The organism is Rugosimonospora acidiphila (assembly GCF_039543385.1).
GTDB classification, from domain to species: Bacteria; Actinomycetota; Actinomycetes; order Mycobacteriales; family Micromonosporaceae; genus Rugosimonospora; species Rugosimonospora acidiphila.
Genome location: NZ_BAABJQ010000025.1, coordinates 54,771 through 78,451 on the forward strand (window position 1 = coordinate 54,771; position 23,681 = coordinate 78,451).

Annotated in this window: 24 protein-coding genes; 16 read left to right on the top strand and 8 right to left on the bottom strand. The window is 71.4% G+C overall.

Translation table 11 applies throughout. The features are described 5' to 3' along the window. Positions 1-336: 336 nt before the first annotated feature. Both ABEA87_RS31820 and ABEA87_RS31825 read left to right on the top strand, forming a co-directional pair. Entirely contained in the window at positions 337-996 is a 660-nt protein-coding gene (locus tag ABEA87_RS31820; protein WP_345635915.1) for a hypothetical protein, read from the top strand. Positions 997-1,165: 169 nt separating this feature from the next. Then, positions 1,166-1,924, top strand: a complete 759-nt coding sequence (locus tag ABEA87_RS31825) for a VOC family protein (protein WP_345635917.1) — start codon at positions 1,166-1,168, stop codon at positions 1,922-1,924. A gap of 629 nt (positions 1,925-2,553) precedes the next feature. Here ABEA87_RS31825 and ABEA87_RS31830 read toward each other — a convergent pair. Continuing rightward, positions 2,554-3,123 (bottom strand): NADPH-dependent FMN reductase, encoded by a 570-nt coding sequence (locus tag ABEA87_RS31830; RefSeq protein ID WP_345635919.1) that lies wholly within the window; start codon positions 3,121-3,123, stop codon positions 2,554-2,556. A gap of 103 nt (positions 3,124-3,226) precedes the next feature. Between ABEA87_RS31830 and ABEA87_RS31835 the strand changes: the two genes are divergently transcribed. The 5 genes from ABEA87_RS31835 to ABEA87_RS31855 all read left to right on the top strand — a co-directional run bounded on the left by ABEA87_RS31835 (position 3,227) and on the right by ABEA87_RS31855 (position 7,544). After that, positions 3,227-3,733, top strand: coding sequence for a MarR family winged helix-turn-helix transcriptional regulator (locus tag ABEA87_RS31835; RefSeq protein ID WP_345635921.1), 507 nt, complete (start codon positions 3,227-3,229; stop codon positions 3,731-3,733). 240 nt (positions 3,734-3,973) lie between these two features. After that, positions 3,974-5,098, top strand: coding sequence for an LCP family protein (locus ABEA87_RS31840; protein ID WP_345635923.1), 1,125 nt, complete (start codon positions 3,974-3,976; stop codon positions 5,096-5,098). 111 nt (positions 5,099-5,209) lie between these two features. After that, positions 5,210-6,310, top strand: coding sequence for an ATP-dependent DNA ligase (locus tag ABEA87_RS31845; protein ID WP_345635925.1), 1,101 nt, complete (start codon positions 5,210-5,212; stop codon positions 6,308-6,310). Between the two features lie 60 nt (positions 6,311-6,370). Next, on the top strand, positions 6,371-7,162 hold the full coding sequence (locus ABEA87_RS31850; RefSeq protein ID WP_345635927.1) for a phosphotransferase enzyme family protein: 792 nt from the start codon (positions 6,371-6,373) through the stop codon (positions 7,160-7,162). Positions 7,163-7,307: 145 nt separating this feature from the next. Beyond that, on the top strand, positions 7,308-7,544 hold the full coding sequence (locus ABEA87_RS31855) for a hypothetical protein (protein ID WP_345635929.1): 237 nt from the start codon (positions 7,308-7,310) through the stop codon (positions 7,542-7,544). 71 nt (positions 7,545-7,615) lie between these two features. On the opposite strand, the gene ABEA87_RS31860 is transcribed toward ABEA87_RS31855, so the two are convergent. Both ABEA87_RS31860 and ABEA87_RS31865 read right to left on the bottom strand, forming a co-directional pair. Further along, positions 7,616-8,665, bottom strand: coding sequence for a sulfite exporter TauE/SafE family protein (locus ABEA87_RS31860; RefSeq protein WP_345635931.1), 1,050 nt, complete (start codon positions 8,663-8,665; stop codon positions 7,616-7,618). A gap of 237 nt (positions 8,666-8,902) precedes the next feature. Further along, positions 8,903-9,985, bottom strand: coding sequence for an alkene reductase (locus ABEA87_RS31865; RefSeq protein WP_345635933.1), 1,083 nt, complete (start codon positions 9,983-9,985; stop codon positions 8,903-8,905). Between the two features lie 195 nt (positions 9,986-10,180). Here ABEA87_RS31865 and ABEA87_RS31870 point away from each other — a divergent pair, with 195 nt between their 5' ends. After that, complete coding sequence (locus ABEA87_RS31870) at positions 10,181-10,639, top strand: winged helix-turn-helix transcriptional regulator (protein WP_345635934.1); 459 nt, start codon at positions 10,181-10,183, stop codon at positions 10,637-10,639. Positions 10,640-10,678: 39 nt separating this feature from the next. Here ABEA87_RS31870 and ABEA87_RS31875 read toward each other — a convergent pair whose 3' ends face one another. Both ABEA87_RS31875 and ABEA87_RS31880 read right to left on the bottom strand, forming a co-directional pair. Then, positions 10,679-11,134: a GNAT family N-acetyltransferase gene (locus ABEA87_RS31875; protein ID WP_345635936.1), complete on the bottom strand. Its 456-nt coding sequence runs from the start codon at positions 11,132-11,134 to the stop codon at positions 10,679-10,681. A gap of 25 nt (positions 11,135-11,159) precedes the next feature. Next, positions 11,160-12,761, bottom strand: a complete 1,602-nt coding sequence (locus tag ABEA87_RS31880) for an MFS transporter (RefSeq protein WP_345635938.1) — start codon at positions 12,759-12,761, stop codon at positions 11,160-11,162. Positions 12,762-12,868: 107 nt separating this feature from the next. On the opposite strand from ABEA87_RS31880, the gene ABEA87_RS31885 reads away from it, so the two are divergent. From ABEA87_RS31885 to ABEA87_RS31895, 3 genes are all read left to right on the top strand, one after another. Beyond that, positions 12,869-13,606, top strand: a complete 738-nt coding sequence (locus ABEA87_RS31885) for a TetR/AcrR family transcriptional regulator (protein WP_345635939.1) — start codon at positions 12,869-12,871, stop codon at positions 13,604-13,606. 121 nt (positions 13,607-13,727) lie between these two features. Then, positions 13,728-14,900 (top strand): acyl-CoA dehydrogenase family protein, encoded by a 1,173-nt coding sequence (locus ABEA87_RS31890; protein ID WP_345635941.1) that lies wholly within the window; start codon positions 13,728-13,730, stop codon positions 14,898-14,900. Further along, positions 14,897-16,441 carry a long-chain-fatty-acid--CoA ligase gene (locus tag ABEA87_RS31895; protein WP_345635942.1) on the top strand — a complete coding sequence of 515 codons (1,545 nt, stop codon included), beginning with the start codon at positions 14,897-14,899 and terminating at the stop codon, positions 16,439-16,441. The genes ABEA87_RS31890 and ABEA87_RS31895 overlap by 4 nt, the downstream gene beginning before the upstream one ends. A gap of 84 nt (positions 16,442-16,525) precedes the next feature. On the opposite strand, the gene ABEA87_RS31900 is transcribed toward ABEA87_RS31895, so the two are convergent. Next, complete coding sequence (locus ABEA87_RS31900; protein WP_345635944.1) at positions 16,526-18,736, bottom strand: MMPL family transporter; 2,211 nt, start codon at positions 18,734-18,736, stop codon at positions 16,526-16,528. 98 nt (positions 18,737-18,834) lie between these two features. Between ABEA87_RS31900 and ABEA87_RS31905 the strand changes: the two genes are divergently transcribed. Then, the gene (locus ABEA87_RS31905) at positions 18,835-19,431 is read left to right on the top strand and encodes a TetR family transcriptional regulator (protein WP_345635946.1); all 597 of its coding nucleotides are present in this window, start codon (positions 18,835-18,837) and stop codon (positions 19,429-19,431) included. Between the two features lie 185 nt (positions 19,432-19,616). Then, complete coding sequence (locus tag ABEA87_RS31910; protein ID WP_345635948.1) at positions 19,617-19,850, top strand: hypothetical protein; 234 nt, start codon at positions 19,617-19,619, stop codon at positions 19,848-19,850. A gap of 76 nt (positions 19,851-19,926) precedes the next feature. On the opposite strand, the gene ABEA87_RS31915 is transcribed toward ABEA87_RS31910, so the two are convergent. Then, positions 19,927-20,487, bottom strand: coding sequence for a cysteine hydrolase family protein (locus ABEA87_RS31915; RefSeq protein WP_345635950.1), 561 nt, complete (start codon positions 20,485-20,487; stop codon positions 19,927-19,929). Between the two features lie 300 nt (positions 20,488-20,787). Between ABEA87_RS31915 and ABEA87_RS31920 the strand changes: the two genes are divergently transcribed. The 3 genes from ABEA87_RS31920 to ABEA87_RS31930 all read left to right on the top strand — a co-directional run bounded on the left by ABEA87_RS31920 (position 20,788) and on the right by ABEA87_RS31930 (position 22,938). After that, entirely contained in the window at positions 20,788-21,000 is a 213-nt protein-coding gene (locus ABEA87_RS31920) for a helix-turn-helix transcriptional regulator (RefSeq protein WP_345635951.1), read from the top strand. Then, positions 20,984-21,379, top strand: coding sequence for a hypothetical protein (locus tag ABEA87_RS31925; RefSeq protein ID WP_345635952.1), 396 nt, complete (start codon positions 20,984-20,986; stop codon positions 21,377-21,379). Before ABEA87_RS31920 ends, ABEA87_RS31925 begins: the two co-directional genes overlap by 17 nt. Positions 21,380-21,639: 260 nt before the next feature. Beyond that, the gene (locus ABEA87_RS31930) at positions 21,640-22,938 is read left to right on the top strand and encodes a glycoside hydrolase family 3 N-terminal domain-containing protein (RefSeq protein ID WP_345635954.1); all 1,299 of its coding nucleotides are present in this window, start codon (positions 21,640-21,642) and stop codon (positions 22,936-22,938) included. Between the two features lie 34 nt (positions 22,939-22,972). Here ABEA87_RS31930 and ABEA87_RS31935 read toward each other — a convergent pair whose 3' ends face one another. Then, on the bottom strand, positions 22,973-23,638 hold the full coding sequence (locus tag ABEA87_RS31935; RefSeq protein ID WP_345635955.1) for a carbonic anhydrase: 666 nt from the start codon (positions 23,636-23,638) through the stop codon (positions 22,973-22,975). Positions 23,639-23,681: the final 43 nt, after the last annotated feature.

Here is a 23,681-nt window from a genome sequence, read left to right on the forward strand (position 1 = left end):
TCGGCCACGAGGGATCAGGGTCGATCGGTGTCGATGAGCCCGCGCACCCCGAACAGCACGTCACCGATCGCGCCACGGGTCTCCAGGACAATGTCACCCCTCCGGTCGGAGCGGAACAAGCCGGGGAGCACCTCCGGTGCCCCGTCGAGCGCGCCGCGCGGGACGGCGTCCGCCGGTGAGAGGAACGGGTGCAGTAGGGGCCCTACGGTGCTGTCGGCGTTGATCCCGGTGTCCGGTGCCAGACCTGGTGCTCATCACGGAAGTTGAGTGGGCAAACGTGGCCGTCATCTATTAGAATGGGTGTACTAAAACAGCTCCCTAGCTGGGAGGACTCGCATGGTTCCCGCTGCCGGCACCCCCACCACCGCCCCCGCTCCCTACGCCACCCTGCTCTCCTTCAGCCGCTACATCGGTCGCACCGGACCGGCGAAGGCGACCTTCGTCGGGGGCCTGCGCCGGGCGCGGCAGGCCCACTCCGGCTTCAACCCGCACGGCCAGTTCGTCAAGGCGCTCAAGGCCGACATTCAGTTCCGCAACCGTGGCGAGCGCACCGCGATCGCGGCGGCCGTCGACGCGGTCGCGCCCCGCTGGCGGTCGCTCTACGCGGCCCTCGAGGCCGGCGGCGCGCGCTACCTGGAGTCCCTCGGCGACCCGGCGCAGGTCGAGCTGGCGCAGGCCCGCGACGCGCTCGGCGTGATCGGCGGCCTGACCGTGAAGGTCAACCCGCAGTTCGGGCTGCGCTATGCCGACGGCCGCGTCGAGGCCGTGCGGCTGCACTTCGACGAGCAGCCACCCCCGCCCGAACTGGTGGTGGCCACGCTCTACCTGATGGACCGGCACATGCCGCGCATCCTGCCCAAGGCCGAGCCGGTGCTGGTCGACCTGCGGCGGGGTGAGTCGCACCGGCCGGACCCGAAGACCCGCCCCGACGACGTCGAGCGCTGGCTGGCCGGCGAGGCGGTCGCCTTCGCCGCGATGTGGGGCGCGGCGGCGTAGCCGCGGAGCCGCCACCCAATCTCCGGGAACCCGCCACGCGATCGGGCGTGTGGCGGGTTCCCGGAGACTCCGGACCCGGACGTCCCCGGCCCTTGACGCAGGGGAGCCGGCCTCCGCGCAGGACGCGTGAGAGACTGTCACGATCGGAGGGGCAGGAACGGGGGCCGGTGTGATCCGCTGGAGCTACGCCTTCATCGACCGTCCGATGGACCAGTTCGCCCGCGCCGCCGAGTTCTGGACGGCGGCGACCGCCACGCACCTGTCGGAGAGGCGCGGCACCGGCGGTGAGTTCGTGACGCTGTTGCCGTCGCAAGGCGATGCGTGCCTGAAGTTGCAGGGCGTGGGCGATGAGGGCGGGGCGCACCTGGATCTGAACGTCGAGGACGTGTCGGCGACCGTCGCCAGGGCCCGCGCGCTCGGTGCGACGGTCGCCGCACCGTACGGCGACTGGGCGGTTCTGCGTTCGCCCGGCGGCCTGCCGTTCTGCGTTCTCCCCTATGAGGCAGGGGTCGACCGGCCGCCGGTGGTGGTGACGCAGGACGGGGCGGGTAGCCGCCTGGACCAGGTGTGCCTCGACATCGCCCCGGCGGCGTACGACGCCGAGGTGGCGTTCTGGCTGGCGCCGACCGGGTGGCGTCCGCAGAACGGCAGCCACGCGGAGTTCATCGCGCTCGACCCGCCGCCCGAGTTGCCGGTACGCATCCTGCTGCAGCGCCTCGAGGCGGCCCGCCCCGCCTCCACCCGCCTCATCTCCGCCCACCTCGATCTGGCCTGCTCCGACGTTGAGGCCGTCCGGGACTGGCACGAGCGGCTCGGCGCCCGCCTGGTCGCCAGGTACTCCGACTGGCTGGTCATGCGGGATCCGGCCGGTGGGACGTACTGCCTGACTCGGCGGGACCCGGAGACCGGCGACCGGTCCACGGCCTGAGCGCGCTGCCGCCGGCGCCCGGCCAGGCGGAGCCGTCGCGGTGGTCTGACCGCTTCATTCACGGGCTCGTAATGCCCGCTTCACGCGGCCATCGTTGACGGGGTACGCGCTGTGGTTAACGTTCGGGCCTGCGCACGACGGGCCGCCGACGGATCGATCAATTCACCGACGCCCGCGTTCCGCCGAGGGGTTCGCACCAACTCCTGGGATGACCGCGGCGAGGCGCCTGCCCGGCCCCCTCGGAGAAGCCGGGCAGGCGCCGCGGCGCAGCCTGCTGGTGATGACCAGGTCGGTCGGTGCCCCGTCGGCGGAAAGGGCGACGTGCTCGGGGTCGTAGGCGCGGCGCTCGACGCGCGTGGGGCGGTGGTCTGGCCGGGCGTGGCCAGAAGCGCCGCGGGGACCGTACCCGCGTCCGCGCCCCTGGTGGCGACCAGGCGGGTGCCGACCACGGCGGTCGACAGCGCGATCGGAACGAACAGCTTCGCCCGCCGGCGACCGAAAGCCGTGGGGGAGTGCGGAAACGACCGGCGGCCGGAGGACGTCGTGTCCCCGGGCCGCCGGCCGTTAGCTCCTCCCCGGCGCCCGCCCGCTCATCGCGGCGGACGCCGGGGCTCCCCGCCCCCCGGCGGTCAGTTGGTCGCGGCGGCGCGCAGCGGCGCGAGCGCGTTGCTCCACGCCACGACCTGGTCCAGCACGGTCGTCAGCTGCCCGGCCGCGAACTGGTTCGGCTTGAACACGCTGTAGTTCTCGAAGTCGGTCGCGAGCGACAGGGCCACCTGAGCGCGCACGTCCGCCATCATGAGCTCGCCAGCGATCAGCCGGAGGTTCTCGACCGCGCGGGCGCCGCCGACCGAGCCGTAGCTGACGAAGCCCACGGCCTTGTTGTTCCACTCCGCGAACAGGAAGTCGATGGCGTTCTTGAGCGCGCCCGACGTCGAGTGGTTGTACTCCGGCGTCACCATGACGAAGCCGTCGAACGAACCGATCTTCGCCGCCCACTCCAGGGTGTGCGGCTGGCTGTACTGGCCCATCGACGGCGGGACCGCCTCGTCCAGGTGGGGAAGCTTGTAGTCGAGCAGGTCGACGAGCTCAAACTCGGCGTCGCTGCGCTGAGAGGCGAGTTCGTACACCCAGCGGGCCACGGCCTCGCCGTTACGTCCCGGCCGGGTGCTGCCGAGGATGATTCCGATCTTGGGCATGTGCGGTGGTTCTCCTTCAAGAACAGCGTCGCTCAGGAAGCCTGATTTGCTTGACGAAGCAAATATAGTGGTGGTTGCTCCATCAAGCAATTATTCTAGTTTCATGACAGCCGTCACACCGCCGCTTCAGCCCTTGAGCGGTGCCGAGGAGGCGGTGGTGCGCGCGCTGGGCCGGGTGATCCAGGTACTGCCCCGCGTGATGGACGCCGACCTGGTCCGCGAGCAGCGCCTGCCGCTCAACGAGTACATGACCCTGGTGAACCTGTCGGAGGCCCCCGACCGCCAGATGCGGATGAACGAGCTCGCGGCGGCGTGCTTCCTCTCACTGAGTGGGATGACCCGCATCGTCGACCGCCTGGTCGCGGAGGGGCTGATCGAGCGGGTCAGGTGTCCCGAGGACGCCCGCGGGTGGAACGCCGTGCTCACCGACGCCGGACTGACTCGCCTCGAGCAGGCGTACCCGGCGCACCTGGCCAGCGTGCGTCGCCGCGTCGTCGACCACCTCGACGGGATCGATCTCGCCCGGCTCGCCCAGGCGCTGCAGCGCTTCGGGACCTGCGGGATCGACCCGACCGGCGCACAGGGCGAGCCCTGTCCGGAAAGCGAGTAGTGCCCCGGCGGGGTCGCGCGCCAGAGTGTCCGTTGCCTACAGTGATCGTTCTGCCTATGGAGGCCTCGTGGCCCCGGCGACAGGAGACGGTCAGTGCAGTATTCTTCCCACTCGGCTGGCGCTATCCGGGAGTTGGATCAAGAGGACGGGGCGCCCGATCCGCGAGGGGCTAAGGCTACTAAGGGTAACCGGGGCGCCCGTACCAAGCGCCGGTCGCCCCGGAGGCGGCCCAAGGGTCCGTTGTGGGCCCGACTCCTGATCGTCTTCGGCGCGGTCCTGGCCATCGGCAGCGGCGGGACCATCGCCGGCTTCCACATCGTGCTGGCCGAGGCGACGAAGAGCTTCGGTAAGCAGGACCTGCTCGGCAAGGCCGCCGGCGCCACCACCGGCGGCAAGCACGCGTCCATCACCGGCGCGAAGAATATCCTGCTCATCGGGGTCGACTCGAGGCCGGGCCAGAACGCGGACCTGCTGATCCGCTCCGACACCATCATCATCATGCACATCCCGGCGGATCACACCGAGGGGTATCTGGTCTCCATCCCCCGCGACACCAAGGTGCACATCCCCGCGTACGACAACGGGAAGCACAAGTACCCGGGCGGCAACGAGAAGATCAACGCTGCGTTCGCCCACGGCGGCGAACAGCTCACCGGCGACACGGCCCGCCAGCACAGCGTGGAGCTGCTCGCGCTCACCCTCAAGGATCTGTACGGCCTCACCTTCGACGCGGCCGCGATCGTCGACTTCACCGGCTTCCAAAAAGTGGTCGGGGTGCTCGGCGGGGTCGACATGTGCGTGGACGAGGACACCAAGTCGATCCACATCGGCTACAAGAACGGCAAGCAGGTCTCGCCGTCGGTCCGGCTGCACTCCGACGGTACGGTGGCCGGTCCGCTGCCCGGCGTCACGCCGAAGGACTACCCCGTGGGCTGCTACCACATGAAGGATTGGGAGGCGCTGGACTTCGTGCGCCAGCGGGACCTGCTCAAGAACCAGGACACCGACTACGGCCGCCAGCGCCACCAGCAGCAGTTTCTCAAGGCGATCTTCAAGGAGATCGCGAGCAAGGACGTGTTGACCAACCCGGGCAAGCTGTCCGGGGTGCTCAACACGATCGGCCAGGCGATGACCATCGACCAGGGCAAGTTCTCCATCCAGGACTGGCTGTTCGCGATGAAGGGCATCGGCGCCGACGACCTGATCACCCTGAAGACCAACGACGGCCACTTCAACCCGGTGCCCGGCGACCTCTCCTATGAGGCACTCAACGCCACCAGCCTGCAGATGCTGCAGTCGGTCAAGGACGACACCATGGCTGAGTTCGTCAACCTCCATCCGGACTGGGTGGCCTCCAGCACCTGAGCCCTCCGCCCGGCGCGGTGGCCGTCCCCGACGGGGCTGACCACCCCGGCGCGCCGTTCGGCCTGGCCGGCGTACCCGCGTACCGGCGCCGGAGTGTGCAGAATGGGGGGCATGAAGCTGCCGGTCATGCCTCCCGTCGCGCCGATGCTCGCCAAGTCGGTCCCGACCATTCCGCCGGACGCGTCGTACGAGCCGAAGTGGGACGGCTTCCGGTCGATCATCTTCCGGGACGGCGACGAGGTCGAGATCGGCAGCCGCAACGAGCGGCCGATGACCCGATACTTCCCCGAGTTGGTCGCGGCGTTCCGGCGCGAGCTGCCCGAGCGCTGCGTGGTGGACGGCGAGATCGTCCTCGGCACCCCGGAAGGGTTGGACTTCGAGGCGCTCCAGCAGCGCATCCACCCGGCCGCGTCCCGGGTCAACCTGCTCGCCGAGCAGACGCCGGCCTCCTTCATCGCCTTCGACCTGCTCGCCCTCGCCGACGAGGACCTGACCGGCCGGCCGTTCGCCGAGCGGCGGGCGATGCTGGAGCAGGCGCTGCGGGACGCGAACGCGCCGGTGCACGTGACGCCGGTGACCACCGACCGCGAGCTCGCGGAGCGCTGGTTCGAGCAGTTCGAGGGCGCCGGGCTGGACGGCGTGGTGGCCAAGCCGCTGGACGGCCCGTACCAGCCGGACAAGCGGGTCATGTTCAAGATCAAGCATGAGCGGACGGCCGACTGTGTCGTCGCCGGGTACCGGCCGCACAAGAGCGGCCCCGACGTCATCGGCTCCCTGCTGCTCGGCCTGTACACCGAGGACGGCGCGCTGGCCTCGGTCGGGGTGATCGGCGCGTTCCCGATGAGCGAGCGCAAGAACCTCTTCGCCGAGCTGCAGCCGCTGGTCACCACATTCGACCAACACCCGTGGGACTGGGCGGGCCCGGTGGACGGGGTACGCAACCCCCGGGACAACGAGACGTCCCGGTGGAACGCCGGCAAGGATCTGTCCTTCACGCCGCTGCGCCCCGAGCGCGTGGTCGAGGTCCGGTACGACCACATGGAGGGCACCCGGTTCCGGCACACCGCCCAGTTCGTGCGGTGGCGGCCGGACCGCACTCCGGAGTCGTGCACGTTCGCGCAGCTGGAGCAGCCGATCACCTTCGCGCTCAACGACATCGTGCCCGGCCTGCACCCCACCGGGTCGGCGGCCGGTCTCGGCGACTCGGCGTGACACAGGGTTGGGCAATCAGCTCGTGACGTGAGGTGGAACGGATTCTGAGACCATGGCGCGGTGAGGACGGTGCTCGATCCCGAGGTGTGCGCGCGCTGGCGATTGACGGCCGGCCCAGTCCTGGGCAACCGGGCCGCCGGGACCTGGGAGGCCACCCGCGACGGCGCGGCGTTCGTGGTCAAGCACTTCGGCTCCGGGTTCCCTCCGGGCTGGCGGTACACGCTGCGGGTCGCGGCGGCGCTTCGGGAACAGGGTTGGCCGACCCCGGAGCCGGCCGAGGAGCCACTGGTCACTCCCGACGGCGCTTGGGTGCTGTTCCATCGGCTGCCTGGCCGGTCCATGACGCCGACTGATGAGGACAAGCCCGCCGAGCAACGGGCCCGCGGACGCCTGCTCGCCGAGTTTCACACGGCCACGGCCGCCACCGGTATCACCGACCAGCGCGACGGGTTCACTGGCCCCGCGGAGGTGGTGAGCGACCCCGAGTTGGAGCGCTGGCTTCGGGTACACGAAACGATCCGACCCGACGAGGGCCGGGCGATGCGGGCCTGCCGCGATGCGGCGGCGGAATGGTTCGCCGGCAACGCCACCCCCGAAGCACCGCGCAGCGTCATCCACGGCGACTTCGCGCCCCAGAACCTGCTGTTCGACGCCGGCCGGCTGACCGGCGTGCTCGACTTCGAGGCAACCCACCACACCTTCCAGGTGGCCGACTTCGCGCTTTCCTGGCGCGGATACCACGACGACGTCCTGCGCGGCTACGACGAGGAGTGGCAGGTAAGCCACCTGCGCAAACATTCCTCCCTGCTGGCGGAGAGGTCCGGGGTGCCAGCGCTGCCCGTCGACGGCTGACCGCCCCCGGCCAGATCGCGGCTGGGATGGTCGGCGGCGCATCTCGCCCGGGGTCTCACCCGCCCGAGGCTCCCGCGAAATGCTCCGCCAGCAGGCCGACCGCCCACACTCCCTGAGTCGCGGCGTATTGCTACCGTGCCTCGGCATGGAGATTCCTCGCGAGTTCAACATCGTCCTGCGCGGCTACTCGTGCCGAGAGGTTGACGCGCTGATGAGGCGGGCGCTGGAGGCCCAGGGCTCGCCCGACCCCGCGCTGCGGGCGGCGGTCCGCGACGAACTGCGGTCCGCCGGGCTCTCGGTGAGCCTGCGCGGCTACGACCGCGCTCAGGTCGATGGTGTGATCCACGGTCTCGTCGAGCAGCTCGGCGTGCCTGGCGCCTGACCCGGACCGGTGGCCCGGGCTGGTCGGCCCCGGCCGCCGCCCGGGTGCGAAGCCGGGGCGCGGCGCCGAGATCAGGCGCGGGCGTCGTTCCCCGGCGCCCGACCCGTTGCGACGAGTGGTGGCGGTCCGGACCGGTCGAGTGCCTCGCGCGGCTCGGGCGTATGGCACGGCTCGGGCGCCGTGGTCGTCGAGGCCGCGGTGGGTGGCTCGGCTGCGGTGAGCGGCGCGGCTGCGGTGAGCGGCTCGGGTCCGGCGGGCGCGGTGAGGCGGGCCGTGGTGAGGCGGCGGTGCAGCGCACGGGCCGAGGCGACCACGACCACCAGCGCCGGTACCCCGATGACCACCGCGTTGGGCAGGGTGAACAGCTTCAGCGCGCTGGCGAACAGCACGGCGACGAGAGCGACCCGCACCAAGCCGCCGGGCGCCCGCGCCGACAGCCGCGCCCCGAGCAGGACGCCGGGCACCGACCCGATGAGCAGGGCGCCGGCCAGGTTGAGGTCCAGGTCGCCGAAGAGCGCGTGACCCAGCGCGGCCGCCGCCACCATTGGGATGGCCTGGACCAGGTCGGTGCCGACCAGGTCGTTGGCGCGCAGCGACGGGTACAGCACCAGCAGCACAACGATGATCAGCGAGCCGGAGCCGACCGAGGTGAGCCCGACCAGCAGCCCGCCGGCCGCGCCCAGCAGGAGGGTCGGCAGTGGGCGCACCACCACGGGTCCCGGTGCGTCCGCCGGAGGGTTGCGCCGGGACATGTACGCCTTGACGATCATGCCGAGCGCGGCCAGCACCAGGGCGGCGCCCAGCGCGTACTGGATGGCGTCCTGCACCGCCTGACGCTGACCGATCAGCCGGGTGAGCAGCACCCCGGCGAACGCGCTCGGCACGCTGCCGATGCACAGCCACAGCACCATCCGCCAGCGGACGGTGCCCCGGCGGGCGTGCACCCAGCCGCCGAACGGTTTCATCACGGCGGTGGCGGCCAGATCGCTGGAGACGGCGGCCAGCGGCGGCACCCCGAACAGCAGCACCAGGATGGGGGTCATCAGGGCGCCCCCACCCATGCCGGTGAGCCCCACGACGATGCCCACGCCGAAGCCGGCGAGCGCCAGGACCGGATCCATCCGCCCAGTGTCCGGCACCGACCGTCGTCATGTCTACTTTCCCTGCTGAGTTAGTCGAGATCTCCCCTCGGGTCGCCGCCGGAGGTCGATCGCGTCGGGGCATCCCGCCTCAACGCCCGTATCGATGTTATTTGTGCAGTTATTCGCCGGCACCGGCACTGCCGCCGGTGGCGGGCGGTGCCGGGCGACGCGTGGCCCGACGGTCGGTAGCCGGCGGGGCGGCGACCGTCGATGGGGCTATTCCTCCCCGAGGGCGGCGAGCGTCGGGTAGTCGGTGTAACCCCGGTGGTCCCCGCCGTAGAACCGGTCCTGGTCGGGGGTGTTCAACAGCCCACCCGTCCGTAGCCGCTCCGGGAGGTCGGGGTTGGCCAGGAACAGCCCGCCGAATGACACCAGGTCCGCCAGGCCGGCCTCGATCAGCTTGAGCGCCTCCGGACCGGTGTGCCCGCCGGGCGTGGACGGGTTGAGGATCAGCGTGCCGTGCCACCGCTGCCGCAGCGACTCGGTGAACTCGGTGTCCGCGCCCTCGGCGAGATGCAGGTACGCCAGGCCCAGCGGGTTGAGTGCGTCGAGCAGCGCGAGGTAGGTGGCGCGGTGGTCGTCCTCCCTGATGTCGCTGTACCCGATGACCGGTGAGATCCGCAGTCCCACCCGGTCGGCGCCGATGGCCTCCGCCACCGCCCGGGCCACCTCGACGGTGAACCGGATCCGCCCGTGGGCGGTCCCGCCCCACTCATCGGTGCGGAGGTTGGCGTTGGTCGACAGGAACTGGTGCAGCAGATAGCCGTTGGCGGCGTGTATCTCGACACCGTCGAAACCGGCCTCGATCGCGTTGCGGGCCGCCGACGCGAAGTCCGAGATGGTCGCCCGGATGCCGGCCTGGTCGAGGGGGCTCGGGGTCACGAACTCCTGCGGACCGTCCGCGGTGAATGTCATGCCCGCCGCCCTGACCGGAGACGGGCCGACCGGCGTCAGTCGGTCTTCGTACAGGCTGGGATGGCCGATCCTGCCCCCGTGCTGCAGCTGCGCGAAGATCAGGCCGCCCCGCTCGTGTACCGGGGCCGTCACCGCCCGCCACGCTTCGACCTGCTCGGCGCTGTGCAGGCCGGGGGTGTTCGGGAACGCCTGGCCGATCGGCGACGGCTGGACGCCCTCGGTGATGATCAGCCCGGCGCTCGCACGCTGGGCGTAGTAGGTCGCCATCAGGTCGGTCGGGCTGGCCCCGGGGCCGTACGCGCGGTTTCGCGTCATCGGGGCCATGACCAGCCGGTTGCGGGCCTGGTATCGACCGATGGTGACTGGTTGGTACGCGAGCGACATCTGTGTCACCTTTCTGCTGGGATGCGACGGGTGGGATCGGCTTCGGTCGCCACCGGGGTGGGCGCGAGCGGGGCGGGGCACCACGGGCAGACGATGTCCGACCAGGAATCGACCCCCATGGGGCTCCGCCGACTTACAATTTGTGCGCAGCACCATGATGCATTAGTTTTGTTGGCATGCAAAAGGAACATGTATGTGCGCAGCGGCAATGAAGGTGAGGTGGCGGCCATGGCCCCGAAGGGCATGAGGGTGGCGCGCACCGGGGTACGGGCGAACGTACGGGTCACGCCCGGCCCCTGCGCCCACTGGAGCGATCAGGACGCGGACTTCATCCGGGAGATTCTTGATCTTGTTGGCGACAAGTGGAGCGTCTTGATCATCGGTACCCTGGCCGGGGGTCCCACCCGCTACTCCGACCTCGCCGAGGCGATCCCGGGCATCTCCCAGCGCATGCTGACCCTGACGCTCAAGCAGTTGCAGCGCGATGGGCTCCTCATCCGGACCGCCTACCCCGAGGTGCCGCCCCGGGTGGAGTACTCGCTGACCGGGCTGGGCAACTCGCTGCTGTCCACCGTCCTGGAGTTGGCCGCCTGGTCGGCCGACCATCACGCCGAGATCCGCAGGAATCAGCAGACGTTCGACGCCGGATCGTGACCGCCCCGGGGGAGCCTCCGGCCGAGCCGTCCGGTGGCGTCAGAGCGGTCGGCTGAAGATCATCATGTCCTCACCGGGGCCGTTGTAATCGGCCCGCGGGCCGGCGACGGTAAAGCCCATCCGCCGGTGGAAGGCGATGGACGCCTCGTTGACCGGGGAGGTGATGGCGCCGACCGACCGGCGGCCGTGGTCCCGGGCGATCCCGAAGAAGTGCTCGTACATGGTCCGGGCCAGGCCACGGCCACGCGACTCGGGGCGCACGCCGACGAAGTGGATGTACGCCCGGTCCGGCTCTGACGCGGAGACGATGCCGACCAGGAACCCGGCCAGGCCGTCGCCGGTCTCGGCGATCAGGCTGGTGGGGTGGAAGTGGTCGAGGAACAGCCGGGGGAGCGACCGGAGAACCGGTCGCCCCCACCAGTCGTCGACCACCGCCGCGATCCTGTCGTAGTCATCGGATCGTGCCGGGCGCAGCATGGGATCGGCCGTCGTCACGGTACCCATGGTGGCAGCGGTCGCCTCAGTGCGCGGCACCCGCCGGTGCCGACTCGGGGTCGAGGTCGTCCGCGGGCCGGTCGGCCGGTGCGGATCCCGACGGCGCGTGCGACGGCGCCCGGGAGACCACGAGCAGGGCGATGATCGCCGCTACCCCGGCCGCGATCGCGCCGCCGATCAGGATCTCGTCCAGCGCGCTCGCGGTGGCCGCGCGGGCCGCCGCCGCCAGCGCCGGGCGCAGCGCCGCGGGGGCGGCGTCGGCGACTCGGGTGCCGGCCCCGGAGCCGACGGCGTTCGCGATCGCGGTGGCCTGGCCGTGCGGCACCTTGGCGGCGGCCAGTTGCCGGGCCATGTCGGCGGTGGCCCGGTGCTGGAAGACGGCGCCGAGTACGGCGACCCCGGCCGCCACCCCTATCTGACGCATGGTGTTGACCGTTCCGGTCGCCATCCCGGCCCGCGAGGAGTCCACGGCGGCCAGCGCGGCCTGGGACATCGACGCGTTGGCCATGCCGATCCCGAGGCCGGCCACGATGAACCCGGCCAGCAGCGCGGTCCAGCCCGAGCCGCCGGTCAGCCGACCGGCCAGCCCCATGCCCACCGCGGCCAGGGCCAGCCCGCCGCCGACGGTGACCCGGGGCGGTACCCGATCGACGAGCCGGGCCACGATCGGCGCGGCGATGAACGAGGCGACGGTCAGCGGCAGGAACCGCAGGCCGGCCTGGAACGGGCTGTAGTCCAGGGAGTTGACCAGGTACAGGCCGAGGTAGTTGGTGGCGCCGATCAGGGTGGCCGAGATCGCCCAGGCGCCGACGGACACGCCGGTGAACGACGCGCTGCGGAACAGCCGCAGGTCGAGCATCGGCTCGGCGGCGTACGCCTCCCGCACCACGAAGCCGGCCAGCAGCGCGGCGGCGGCGCCGAACAGGCCGAGGACGAGGGCGGAGAGCCAGCCGTCGGCGTTGCCCCGGATCAGGGCCAGCAACAGGGCGAGCAGCCCCGCGGTGAGCAGCCCGGTGCCCGGCCAGTCGGCGGCGCGAGCCGTGGCGGCGCGCGATTCGGCCAGCCGCAGCCAGCCGGCGACCAGGGCGGCGGCGCCGATCGGCACGTTGACCAGGAAGATCCAGCGCCAGCCGGGCCCGTCCACCAGGGCGCCGCCGATCAGCGGGCCGACCGCGGTGGCTCCGGCGAGGGTGGCGCCGAAGATGCCCACCGCGCTGGCCCGGGCCCGGGGCTCGGGGAACGCGGCTCCGACCAGCGGCAGGCCGACGCCGAACAGCAGTGCGCCGCCGATGCCCTGCGCGGCCCTGGTGAGGTCGAGAACCAGCGGGGACCAGGCCAGCGCGCAGGCCAGCGAGCCGAGCGTGAACAGCGCCATGCCGGTCAGGAAGATGCGGCGGCGGCCGATCCGGTCGCCCAGGGTGGCGGCGGTCAGCAGCAGGCCGGCCAGCGGCAGCGTGTACGCGTCCACGACCCACTGCAGCGACCCGAGGTCCGAGCCGAAGTCGGTCTGGATGTCGCTGAGCGCGACCGCCACCACGGTCACGTCCAGCAGCAGCATGAACGTGCCGATACAGACGATGGCGAGCGTCCACCGGGGGTGGCGCCGGGCGGGGGAGAGCCGTGGCATGGGTAGCCTCTCAAGACAGGCTGTGTAAGGCAACGGGTGTAGCCTTAACTCGACGAGTTATGTGTACACCTGTAAGGCTACGAGCGTCAACACAGAGGGGGCGTTGGATGCCGGACGACGAGGTCACGGCGGCGGCCGGGGCCGCGGGCGACGAGGCGGCAGCCGGTGACAAGACGGCAGCCGGCGGCGAGGCGGTGGCCGGTTGTGAGGCGGTTGCCGGCGGCGAGGCGGTGGCCGGTGGGATGGCCGCGCCCGGACGGCGGCGCCGGGCGCGGCGCGGCGAGGGTGAGCGGTTGCGCGAGGAGATCGTGGCCGCCGCCAGCCGGATACTCGCGGAGACCGGGGAGGTCGGCGAGTTGTCGCTGCGTGCCGTGGCGCGCGAGGTGGGCGTCGCGACGACCTCGATCTACCTGCATTTCCCCAGCCTCGACGACCTCGTCCTCGCCGTGAAGAGGCGGTACTTCGACGAGTTCGGCGAGGTGCTCGCCGCCGCGGCGCGGGACGCGGGCGAGTCGCACGGGGCGCGGCTGCGGGCCAGCGCCCACCGGTACGTCCGCTACGGCCTGGACAACCGGGGTCGGTACCTGGTCATGTTCTCCTCCGAGACGCTGCCGCAGCGGCTCATCCCCGACGTCCAGTACATCGGCGTGCATGTGTTCGAGGCGGTGCGTGAGGAGATCGCCGCCGTGCTCGGGCCCGACGAGGACTCCAACCTGGTGGCCATCCACTTCTGGACCGCGCTGCACGGTGTGGTGATGCTGCGCAGTACGCGCCGCGCGTTCCCCTGGCCCGACCTGACCTACCAGGTCGATCACCTCATCGACCGGATCCTGCCCGAAGCCTGACCCCGCCGACCGGACGGCCACATCGCAAACGATCGCCTCGACGCTCTCGCGCCGGAAAACTTCCAGCGTTAGTTTAGAGGTGCGGTACCGCTCCCCGACGGCGCACCCCAAGAAGGACATCATGGATTTCGCACTCAGCGACGAGCAGAAGGCGATCCGCGACACCGCGCGCTCGTTCATTCGCAAGGAAGTCATGCCCCTGGAGCAGGAGTTGCTGCGCCGCGAGCGGGCCCACCAGCCCGGCCTGACCCGCGACGAGCTACGGGAGCTTCAGTCGCGGGCGAGGAAGTTCGGCTTCTGGGGGCTGTCCACGCCGCAGGAGTATGGCGGCATGGACCTGCCGGCCGTGACCCAGTCGCTGATCTGGACCGAGATTGGTCGGACCATCCTGCCGTTCCGCTTCGGCGGCGAGGCCGACAACATCCTCTACCACGCCAACGAACAGCAGCGGCGGGAGTACCTGCTGCCGACCATCGAGGGCGACCGGATCTCCTGCTTCGCCATCACCGAGCCGGGCGCCGGATCGGACGCGGCGAACATCAAGCTGTCCGCGCGCCGCGACGGCGACGACTGGATCCTCAACGGCGAGAAGACGTTCATCACCAACGGCAACGACGCGGACTTCGCCATCGTGGTGGGGGTCAACGATCCCGAACGCGGCGTGCGCGGCGGTGGCACCACGGCCTTTCTGGTCGACCGCGCGATGGGCTGGCGCTCGGAGTTCATCCAGACGATGGGGGAGGGCGGCCCGGCGTCGCTGGTCTTCGAGGACGTCCGGGTGCCGGGGCGCAACGTGCTCGGCGAGGTCGGCCAGGGCTTCGAGCTGGGCATGCAGTGGATCGGCCGTGGCCGGTACATCATCCCGTCGCACGGGCTGGGCATCGCCGAACGCGCACTGCAGATGGCGATCGACCACGCGAACACGCGGGAGACGTTCGGCCGGCCGATCGCCACGAACCAGGCCATCCAGTGGATGATCGCGGACTCGGAGACCGAGCTGGAGGCGGCCCGCTGGCTGGTGCTGCGGGCGGCGTGGACGGTCGACCAGGGCGTCGACCCGCGCCACTCCTCCTCCATGGCCAAGCTCTACGGTGCCGGGATGATCAACCGGGTGGTCGACCGGGTCCTGCAGATCCACGGCGGGATGGGATACACCCGCGAACTGCCGATCGAACGCTGGTACCGGCAGGTGCGGCTGATGCGCATCTACGAAGGCACGGACGAGATGCAGCGGCTCATCATTTCCCGTGACCTGCTGCGCGGGTACACCACGATCGGAGGGCACCTGGGATGACCATGCTGTCGCTGGCGAGCGTCCTCGCCGAGTCGGCGCGGCGGTATCCGAACAAGACGGCCGTCGTCGATGGCGACCTGCGGGTGCCCTACGCGCGGCTGTGGCAGGAGGCCCGCGGGTTCGCGGCCGCCCTGCGCGAGCTGGGGGTGCGCCCGGGCGACGCGGTCGCCCTGCTGGCCCCGAACACGGTGGACTTTCCCCGCGCGTACTACGGGGCGCTCGCGCTCGGCGCGGTCGTCGTCCCCGTACACCTGCTGCTGACCGCGGGCGAGGCGGCGTACGTGCTGCGCGACAGCGGTGCCCGGTTGCTGATCTGCCACACCAGCCAGCTGGCCATGGGCGCGGCCGCGGCGGCCTCGGCCGGGGTGCCGGTCGTCACCGTCGGTCCGGCCGGCCCCACCAACGAGTCCACAGTGGATACCACTCGGCTGGAGGACGTCGGCGCCCCGCTCGCGCCGCTGCCGACGTTCGAGTCCCGGCAGGCCGAGGACCCGGCCGTCATCCTCTACACCAGCGGCACCACGGGGCAGTCCAAGGGTGCCGTGCTCACGCACCTCAACCTGGTGATGAACACGGTGGTCAACATCTTCGACGCCAACGACGCGCGGCCCGACGACGTCGTGCTGGGCTGCCTGCCGTTGTTCCACTCCTTCGGCCAGACCGTCGGCATGAACGGCACGTTCCGCCTCGGTGCCACCCTGGTGATGCTGTCCCGGTTCTCCGGCCCGGCCGCGATCGAGCTGATGCTGCGCGAGGGCGTGAACGTGTTCCACGGGGTACCGACGATGTATGTCGCGCTGGCCGAGGCGGCGGCCGGGTACGAGCGGCTGCCGAGGCTGCGGCTGTGCATCTCCGGCGGCGCGTCGCTTCCGCTGGCCGTGCTGGAGAAGTTCAACGCCGCGTTCGAGACCACCATCTTCGAGGGGTACGGGCTGTCCGAGACCTCGCCGACGGCCACCACCAATCAACCGCACTTCGGCACCCGGGCCGGCACGGTCGGGCACGCGATCTGGGGCGTGGAGGTGGAGATCGCCCGTGCCGAGATCGAGGAGCGCATCGAACTGCTGCCGGCCGGTGAGCTGGGCGAGATCGTGATCCGCGGGCACAACGTGTTCGCCGGGTACCTCGGCCGGCCCGAGGAGACCGCCCGGGCCATCGTCGACGGCTGGTTCCGCTCCGGCGACCTGGGCACCAAGGACGAGCAGGGTTTCATCACGATCGTCGACCGGAAGAAGGACATGATCATCCGGGGCGGGTTCAACGTGTACCCCCGCGAGATCGAGGAGGTGCTGGCCCGGCACCCGGCGATCGTCCAGGTGGCGGTCATCGGCGTACCGGACGAGGCGCACGGCGAGGAGGTCTGGGCGGTGGTCGTGCTCGACAAGGACTCGTCGGCCACCGAGGAAGAACTCGTCGAGTGGTCCCGGGAGCGGCTGGGCCGGCACAAGTACCCGCGCCAGGTCCGGTTCATCGACGAACTGCCGCTGGGCCCCAGCCACAAGGTGCTCAAGCGCGAACTACGCCGGATGTTCGCCGGCTGAGTTCACCGGTCGGCCGTGCCAGCGGCCGGCGAACCTCCGCCGACCGGTGAACCTCCGCCGACCGGTGGACTCAGCGAGCTGAGTTCACCGGCCAGCGGAGGCCGGCTCGGGCGCGACCGCCTCGTCGGTGGCCGTGCCGTCCGCGCCGGGCTCCTCGATGGTCAGCCTCGGCAGGATCCGGTCGAGCCACCGGGGCAGCCACCAGTTGGCGCGGCCGAACAGGGCCATCACGGCCGGTACCAGCAGGCTGCGGATCACCACCGCGTCCAGCAGGACCGCGCTGGCCAGGCCCAGGCCGGCTATCTTGACCACCCGGTTGCCGCCGAGCACGAACGAGGCGAAGACCAACACCATGATGATGGCCGCGGCGGTGATGGTGCGGCCGGTGGCGGCCAGGCCGCGCACCACCGCCTGACGGTTGTCCCGCAGCCGGTGCCACTCCTCCTGGATGCGCGCGACCAGGAACACCTCGTAGTCCATGGACAGGCCGAACAGCCCCGCGAACAGCAGCACCGGCAGGTACGGCTCGATCGGCCCGGTGCGGTCCTGTCCGATCAGGGCGCCGGCCCAGCCCCACTCGAACACGGCGGTGATGATGCCGAACGCGGCGCCGGCCGCCAGCAGGTTCATCAGGGCCGCGGTGAGCGGCACCAGCAGGCTGCGGAACACGATCGCGAGCAGGATGAACGAGATGCCGACCACGACCGCGATGAACAGCGGCAACCGCTGGGTCAGCGCCTGGGAGAAGTCGACGTCCACGGCGGTGGTGCCGCCCACGTACAGCCGGGTGCCGGTGCCCTGCGTCGCCGCCGGGATCACCCGGTCCCGCAGGTCGTGTACCAGGTCGGCGGTGGCCTTGTCCTGCGGCGCGCTGTCCGGGTAGACGGTCAGTACCGCGATGGTGCCGCCCCCGCTGGCCGGTGCGAACATGGCCTGCGGTGTGCCGGCCACGTCCTCGTGGCCGGACAGCGACCCCGCGACCCGCTGCACCGCCTGCCGCGCGGCGGCGCCGTCGGCGTGCCCCGCGATCACCAACGGGCCGTTGTACCCGGGCCCGAAGCCTTCGGCGAGCAGGTCGTACGAGGCGCGGGTGGTGGTGCCCTTGGGGTCCAGGCCGGCGTCGGAGATGCCGAGCCGCATGGACAGGAACGGCAGGGCGAGCAGCACGATCACGGCCAGCGAGGCCAGCGTCGCGGGCACCGGGAGGCGGATGATGCCCCTCGCCCAACGGCCCCACGCCCGCCCCTCCCGCTCGGCCTGCGGCCCGCGTTCGGCCAGCCGGCGCCGCTCGCGACGGGACAGAACGCGCATGCCCAGCAGCCGCAGCAGCGCCGGTAGCAGGGTCAGCGCCGCGAGCATCGTCAGCAGCACGGCGATGCTCGAGCCCAGCGCGATGCCGTACAGGAAGTTCAGCCGCACGGTGAACATGCCCAGCAGCGCCACGCAGACGGTCAGCCCGGCGAACAGCACGCTGCGGCCCGAGGTCACCGCGGCCACCCCCAGCGCCTCCTGCGGGCTGCGCCCGGCCAGCAGGCCCTGGCGATACCGGGTGACCAGGAACAACGCGTAGTCGACCCCGACGCCCAGGCCCATCAGAGCGGTGATCTGCGGGCTGACCTGCGCCACGTTTATCGCGTGGGTCAGCAGCCCGACGATCGCGACCCCGGAGCCCACGGACACGGCGGCGGTGATGATGGGCAGCACCATGGAGAACAGCGACCCGAACGTGATCAGCAGTACCGCGGCCGCCGCGATCAACCCGATGTAGGCGCCGCCCAGGCTGGGAGGGGACGCGCGCATGGCGATCTGCCCGGACACCTCGACCTGAAGGTCGCCCTGCCCGGCGGAGCGGGCCACGTCGACCAGTTGCTGAGCCTGGCTCGGGGCGACCTTGTTGGCCGGGGCGTCGTACGAGACCGTGGCGAACGCCACCCGCTGGTCGCCGGCGATCTGCGCCTGGCCCTGCGGCGTGTACGGCGACACCACCTGGGACACGTGCGGCAGCGCGGCGACCTTCGCCAGCATCGGATCGATCCGGGCACGGATCTGCGCGTCGGTCACCGTGCCGGACGAGGTCGCGAACACGATGCGTTCCGAGTCGCCGGACTGGCCGCCGCCCTTGACCTGGGCCAGCAGGTCCTGGGCCCGGGAACTGTCGGAGGCCGGCAGGTTGACCGTGTCGCGGTAGTCGGCCCCGGCGGTGCGGTTGACCAGCGTCAGCCCGACCAGCACCACCAGCCACACCCCGATGATCAATCCGGCGTGGCGGTGGCAGAACAGAACTAGCCGACGCATGGAACCTCCGAGCCCGCCCGCCGAACTGTCATGACTGACACGGTAGCTCGGAAGTGTCAGTCATGACACTTGAGGGTCGGGCCTGGAATGATGGCCGGATGGGTGAACCGGGGCGGCGCGAGGCGCACAAGCTGGCGACGCGCCAGGCGTTGCAGCAGGCCGCGCTGCGCATGTTCGAGCAGCACGGGTACGCGGCGACCACGGTTCGCGACATCGCGTCGGCGGCCGGGGTGACCGAGCGCACGTTCTTCCGGTACTTCCCGTCCAAGGAGGACCTGGTCCTCGGCGAGATCGTGGACCTCATCCCGGTCCTCCAGGAGCAGGTGCGCGCCCGGCCGGCCGGGGAGCCCCCGTACACGGCGGTCCTGCAGGCGCTGCTGTCCATCGCGGCCCAGCGCGGCGGGATCGCCATCCTGTTCAGCGGGCCGCCCGTCCGCCTGCTGTCCCAGCCGACCCGGCCGGCCCAGCCCGTGGTGCGGAAACTCGAGGACAGTCTCGCGGCGGCGCTGGCCGAGCGGGCCGGCGAATCCGACCCGCCCCGGCCGACGCTGTGCACCTCGGTGCTGGCCCGGGCGTGCGTGGCGGCGATGCGCAGCGTCCTGATCGCCTACTCGAGCCTGCCGGAGCCGGACCGGACGCTGGAGCGGGCCCTGAACCTGATCCGGGAGGCGTTCGCCGCCCTGCGGGAAGGCTGATCGCCGCAACGCTGATTCATCCCATTATCTGCCGATTTGCGACTGCTGAGGCCGACGAGCTTCCCGCCTCCGCATAACCTTGCGACGGCGGAGACGGTTGAAGTGGGTGAATTTATACTGTTATGCCGCTACGGCTTTGGGGTGCCGCGACGGCTCCGCGGCGCAGACGGGGGAAGGGGCCGGCCGTGTTACTGGTTTTCTTTCTCGGGATCCTCGTCGGCTCCCTGCTGGGCTGGTGGGGGTCCGGGAGATGGACCTCGTTCACCGCGTCCGACGACGGCGTCCCCGCGGCCGAGGGCTTCGCCGCCGGCCTGGTCGCGGGATTCCTCACGATCGTCAAATCGGCGGCACTCATCGCCCTCGCCATCGTCGTGTTCTTCGTGCTGGCGTTCCTGATCGCGCCAATGCCCCACCAGTGACCGCCCCGGCGCCGCGCGCCGCGAAGGGTCCGCGCCGCGAAGGGTTCACGCCGCGAACGGTGCGCGCCCCGATCGCTCAGGACGCGGCGCCGAAGTCGACCTCCTTGGTGTCGGCGGTCCCGGCGGTGCGGCCCGGCGCCATCTGGTAGGCCCAGTACAGGTTGGTGTGCGCGATGACCTGCTCGGGCGGCGGCGCACCCCAGGCCGTCTGGTCCTCGGTGGTGTGCGCGTCACTGACCAGCGTGGTGTCGTATCCCCTGGTGAACGCGCCGTGGATGGTCGAGCGGACGCACGCGTCGGTCTGCGCGCCCACGACGATGAGCCGCCCGACTCCGAGGTTCGACAGCACGGCCTCGAGATCGGTGTCCTCGAAGGAGTCGCCGTACTCCTTCTCGACGCGCGCCTCGGTGCCGCGCGGCGTCAACTCGGGAACGATCCGCCAGGCGTCGCTTCCCTTCGGGAGGCCGTCGCTGGAGTGCTGGACCCAGACGACCGGGACCCGCTCCTGCCGCGCCTTCTCCACGAGGCTGGCGATGTTCGCGATGACATCCTCGCGCCGGTGGCTCCCGGCGACGACGCCGTTCTGCACATCGATGACGAGCAGTGCACTGTTCGGCCGGTCTTCGAGCGTGGCCATGATCTCCCCCTGTTCGCGCTGGTCCCCGCTGTGCCCACTCACGGTAGACCCGCTTCCCGGCATCGGAGCGGATCCAACTCCGGCGAGCTGACCCGAACGGTGTGCGCGTCATTCCGGCCGACACCCGCCGCGCCCTATGTCAAGCCAGCTTGACATAGGGCGCGGTGCCTGCTTGACTGGGTATGGCAAGCAGACTTGACACCTTGCCTGCGGGCCAACCCGCCGGGCGGGCGCCCCGACGCGGCCCTGGCGGCGGCGGAGGCCGGTGGTGGCGGAAGCCGGTGACGGAGGGGGCCGACCGTGGAGTTCATCGTCACCGGAAACGCCGTGCGCGACCTGCGCGCGGCCAAGGGGCTGTCCCAGGCTCAGTTGGCGGTGGCCATGGGCGTGTCCCGGCAGACCATCAACTCCGTGGAGACCGGCCGGTACATCCCGTCCCTCGCGCTCGCGGTCGCGCTGGCGCGGTACTTCGGATCCACCGTCGAGGAGGTCTTCGATGTCCAGGAGCGCTAGGCACGCGGTGGCGTACTGGTCGCTGCCGGCGTTGAGCATCGTGGCCGGGCTCGGGTATCTGGTCGCCGCCGGCATCGGCGGCCACCCGTGGCTGGGCGCGGTGATGCTGGGCGTCATGGTGCTGTTCGCCGGCGCCGTACTCGCCGGCGGGCGGTACTCCGAGACCGTGCGCGGGCTGCTGGATCGGCGCGACGAGCGGATCGTCAGCATCGACGCGCAGGCCGCCGCGGTGACGGGTCAGGTTCTGCTCACGGTCCTCGTCGTCGCCGCCGTCGTCGAGTTCGCCAGGGGGCACTCCGGCGCGCCGTACAGCTGGCTGGCCGTCATCGGCACGCTGACGTACGTCGGCGCCGTCGTGCTGGGGCGCGCGCGGCGCTAGGCGACGGCGGAGGAGCGACGTTGTTCGCTCGACCGCGTCCTGCCGCTGGTCGGCGGTGCGCCCGATCCGTTCCAGGGGATGCCGGCGAGTTGGATAGCTACGTAGCGTGATCGCGCCGCCGCCGTGTGTATTCTCCGGGCGACCGTGTGTGGTCGGCATCGACCGGCGGGTTAAGGTCGATCGCCGGGCTGAGCTGGCACGCCAGCTGAGCGACAGTCCGGGCGCGGCCACCCATCCGTCGATGTAGAGGATTCACGCATATGCCAGCAGCCGGCCGGCCGAGGGCGTACCGCCCAGCACAGTCCCGGGTTCGGCCGGGCTGGTGGATACTCGCCCTGGTGGTCGTGTGCGCCGTCGCCATTGTGACGACGCACGCGCTGGTGTCGCCGGCCTCGGGCGCCAGTGCCGGTTCGGGCGTGGGGACGGCGCAGTGGGTGAGCCCGGGCTCGCCATCTTCGTCCCCATCCTCGTCATCGTCCCCACCGGCGTCGCCGTCGCCGTCGGCCAGCCTGTCCGGCGACGCGTGTGCCGCGTCGATCGCGTCGAAGCTGTCGCTGCCGGATCAGGCCGGGCAGGTACTGATGATCGGTACGCCGATCGCCACGCCGGCGCAGCTGACCGACACCGTGGCCAAGTACCACCTCGGCGGCGTGTTCTTCCAGGGCCGGAGCACGCAGTCGGCCGCGACGCTGCACCAGTCGATCGACTCGCTGCAGAGCGCGGCGCGCTCGTCGGGAGCCGTCCCGCTGCAGATCGCGCTCGACCAGGAGGGTGGGGAGGTGCAGACGCTCAAGGGCACCGACTTCCCGACCATCCCCTCGGCGGTGAGTCAGGGGCAGCTGAGCACCTCGGCGCTCACGTCGCAGACCACGGACTGGGCCACCCGCCTGGTGCACGCCGGGGTGTCGCTGGACCTCGCGCCGGTCGCGGACACCGTCCCCGCCGGGACCGCGCAGGACAACCCGCCGATCGGCGAGCTCGACCGGCAGTACGGGTCGACGCCGGACGCCGTCGCGCGGGACGTCAGCACGGTGGTGACCGCCGCGCAGTCCGCCGGACTGCTGACCACGCTCAAGCACTTCCCGGGGCTCGGCCGGGTGCGGGCCAACACCGACACCTCCACCCACGCGGTGGACGACCAGACGACCGCGGACGATCCGTCGCTCGATCCGTTCGCCAGCGGCATCCAGGCCGGCACCGCCGCCGTGATGATGTCTTCGGCGACCTACCCGAAGCTGGACTCGCAGAACATCGCGGCGTTCTCCTCGGCGATCGTGACCGGGCTGCTGCGCCAGAAGCTCGGCTTCAAGGGCCTGATCATGTCCGATGACCTCGGCGCGGCGGTGGCGGCCAGCGCGGTCCCGGTCGGGCAGCGGGCCGTGCGGTTCATCGAGGCCGGTGGCGACCTGGTGCTCAGCGTCCGGTCCCAGGACGCCGAGCCGATGGCCGACGCGCTGGTGGCGCAGGCGCAGGGCTCCGGCACCTTCGCGGCTCAGCTCGTCGCGGCCGCCCAGCAGGTCATCGCCAGCAAGGTGCGGGCCGGCCTGGTGAGCTGCTAGGCCGCACGGCCGCGCCGGCCGGCCCGGTGATCCGCTACGCCGAGGGCTCGCGCCGGGGGCTGGGTACCGTCGCGCGGGGCTGTTCCGGTCCGCGTAGCAGCTCCGCGCGGCCGTCGGCCAGCTGGTAGTACATCCCCACCACGGCACACCGGCCGGCCGCCACCGCGTCGCCGGTCGCCGTACCGGGCCGGCGCAGCGCGTCGACCGTGCGCTCGATGTGTACCCGGGTGATCTCGCCCTGGTCGGTGATGCCGCGCGCGTGCGCGTCCTCGATGCTGGGAGCGACCCCATCGACGATGGCGGCGAGCCGCGGATCCGGCGTCCCGTTGCCGGCCAGGGCGTCGCAGCCGGCCCGGATGCCGCCGCAAGACTCGTGGCCCAGCACGACCACCAGCGGCACGTCGAGCGCGGCGACCCCGTACTCGATGCTGGCCCGCACCTCATCGCCGATCACATTGCCGGCGGTGCGCACCACGAACAGGTCACCCAGCCCGCGATCGAAAAGGATCTCCGCGGCGAGGCGGGAGTCGGAGCAGCCGAACACCACGGCGAACGGCTGCTGCGCGAGGGCCAGCGAGGCCCGGCGCTCGGCGTCCTGATTCGGGTGGACCCGGGCGCCAGACCTGAACCGCTGGTTCCCGGCCAGCAGCTCGTCCAGCGCCTGCGTGGGCGTAGCGGGTCGGTGGTCCAGAGCCGGCATCTGCTCGTGTCCTTCCGGGGTCCTGCCGCCCGGCCCGCGCCGG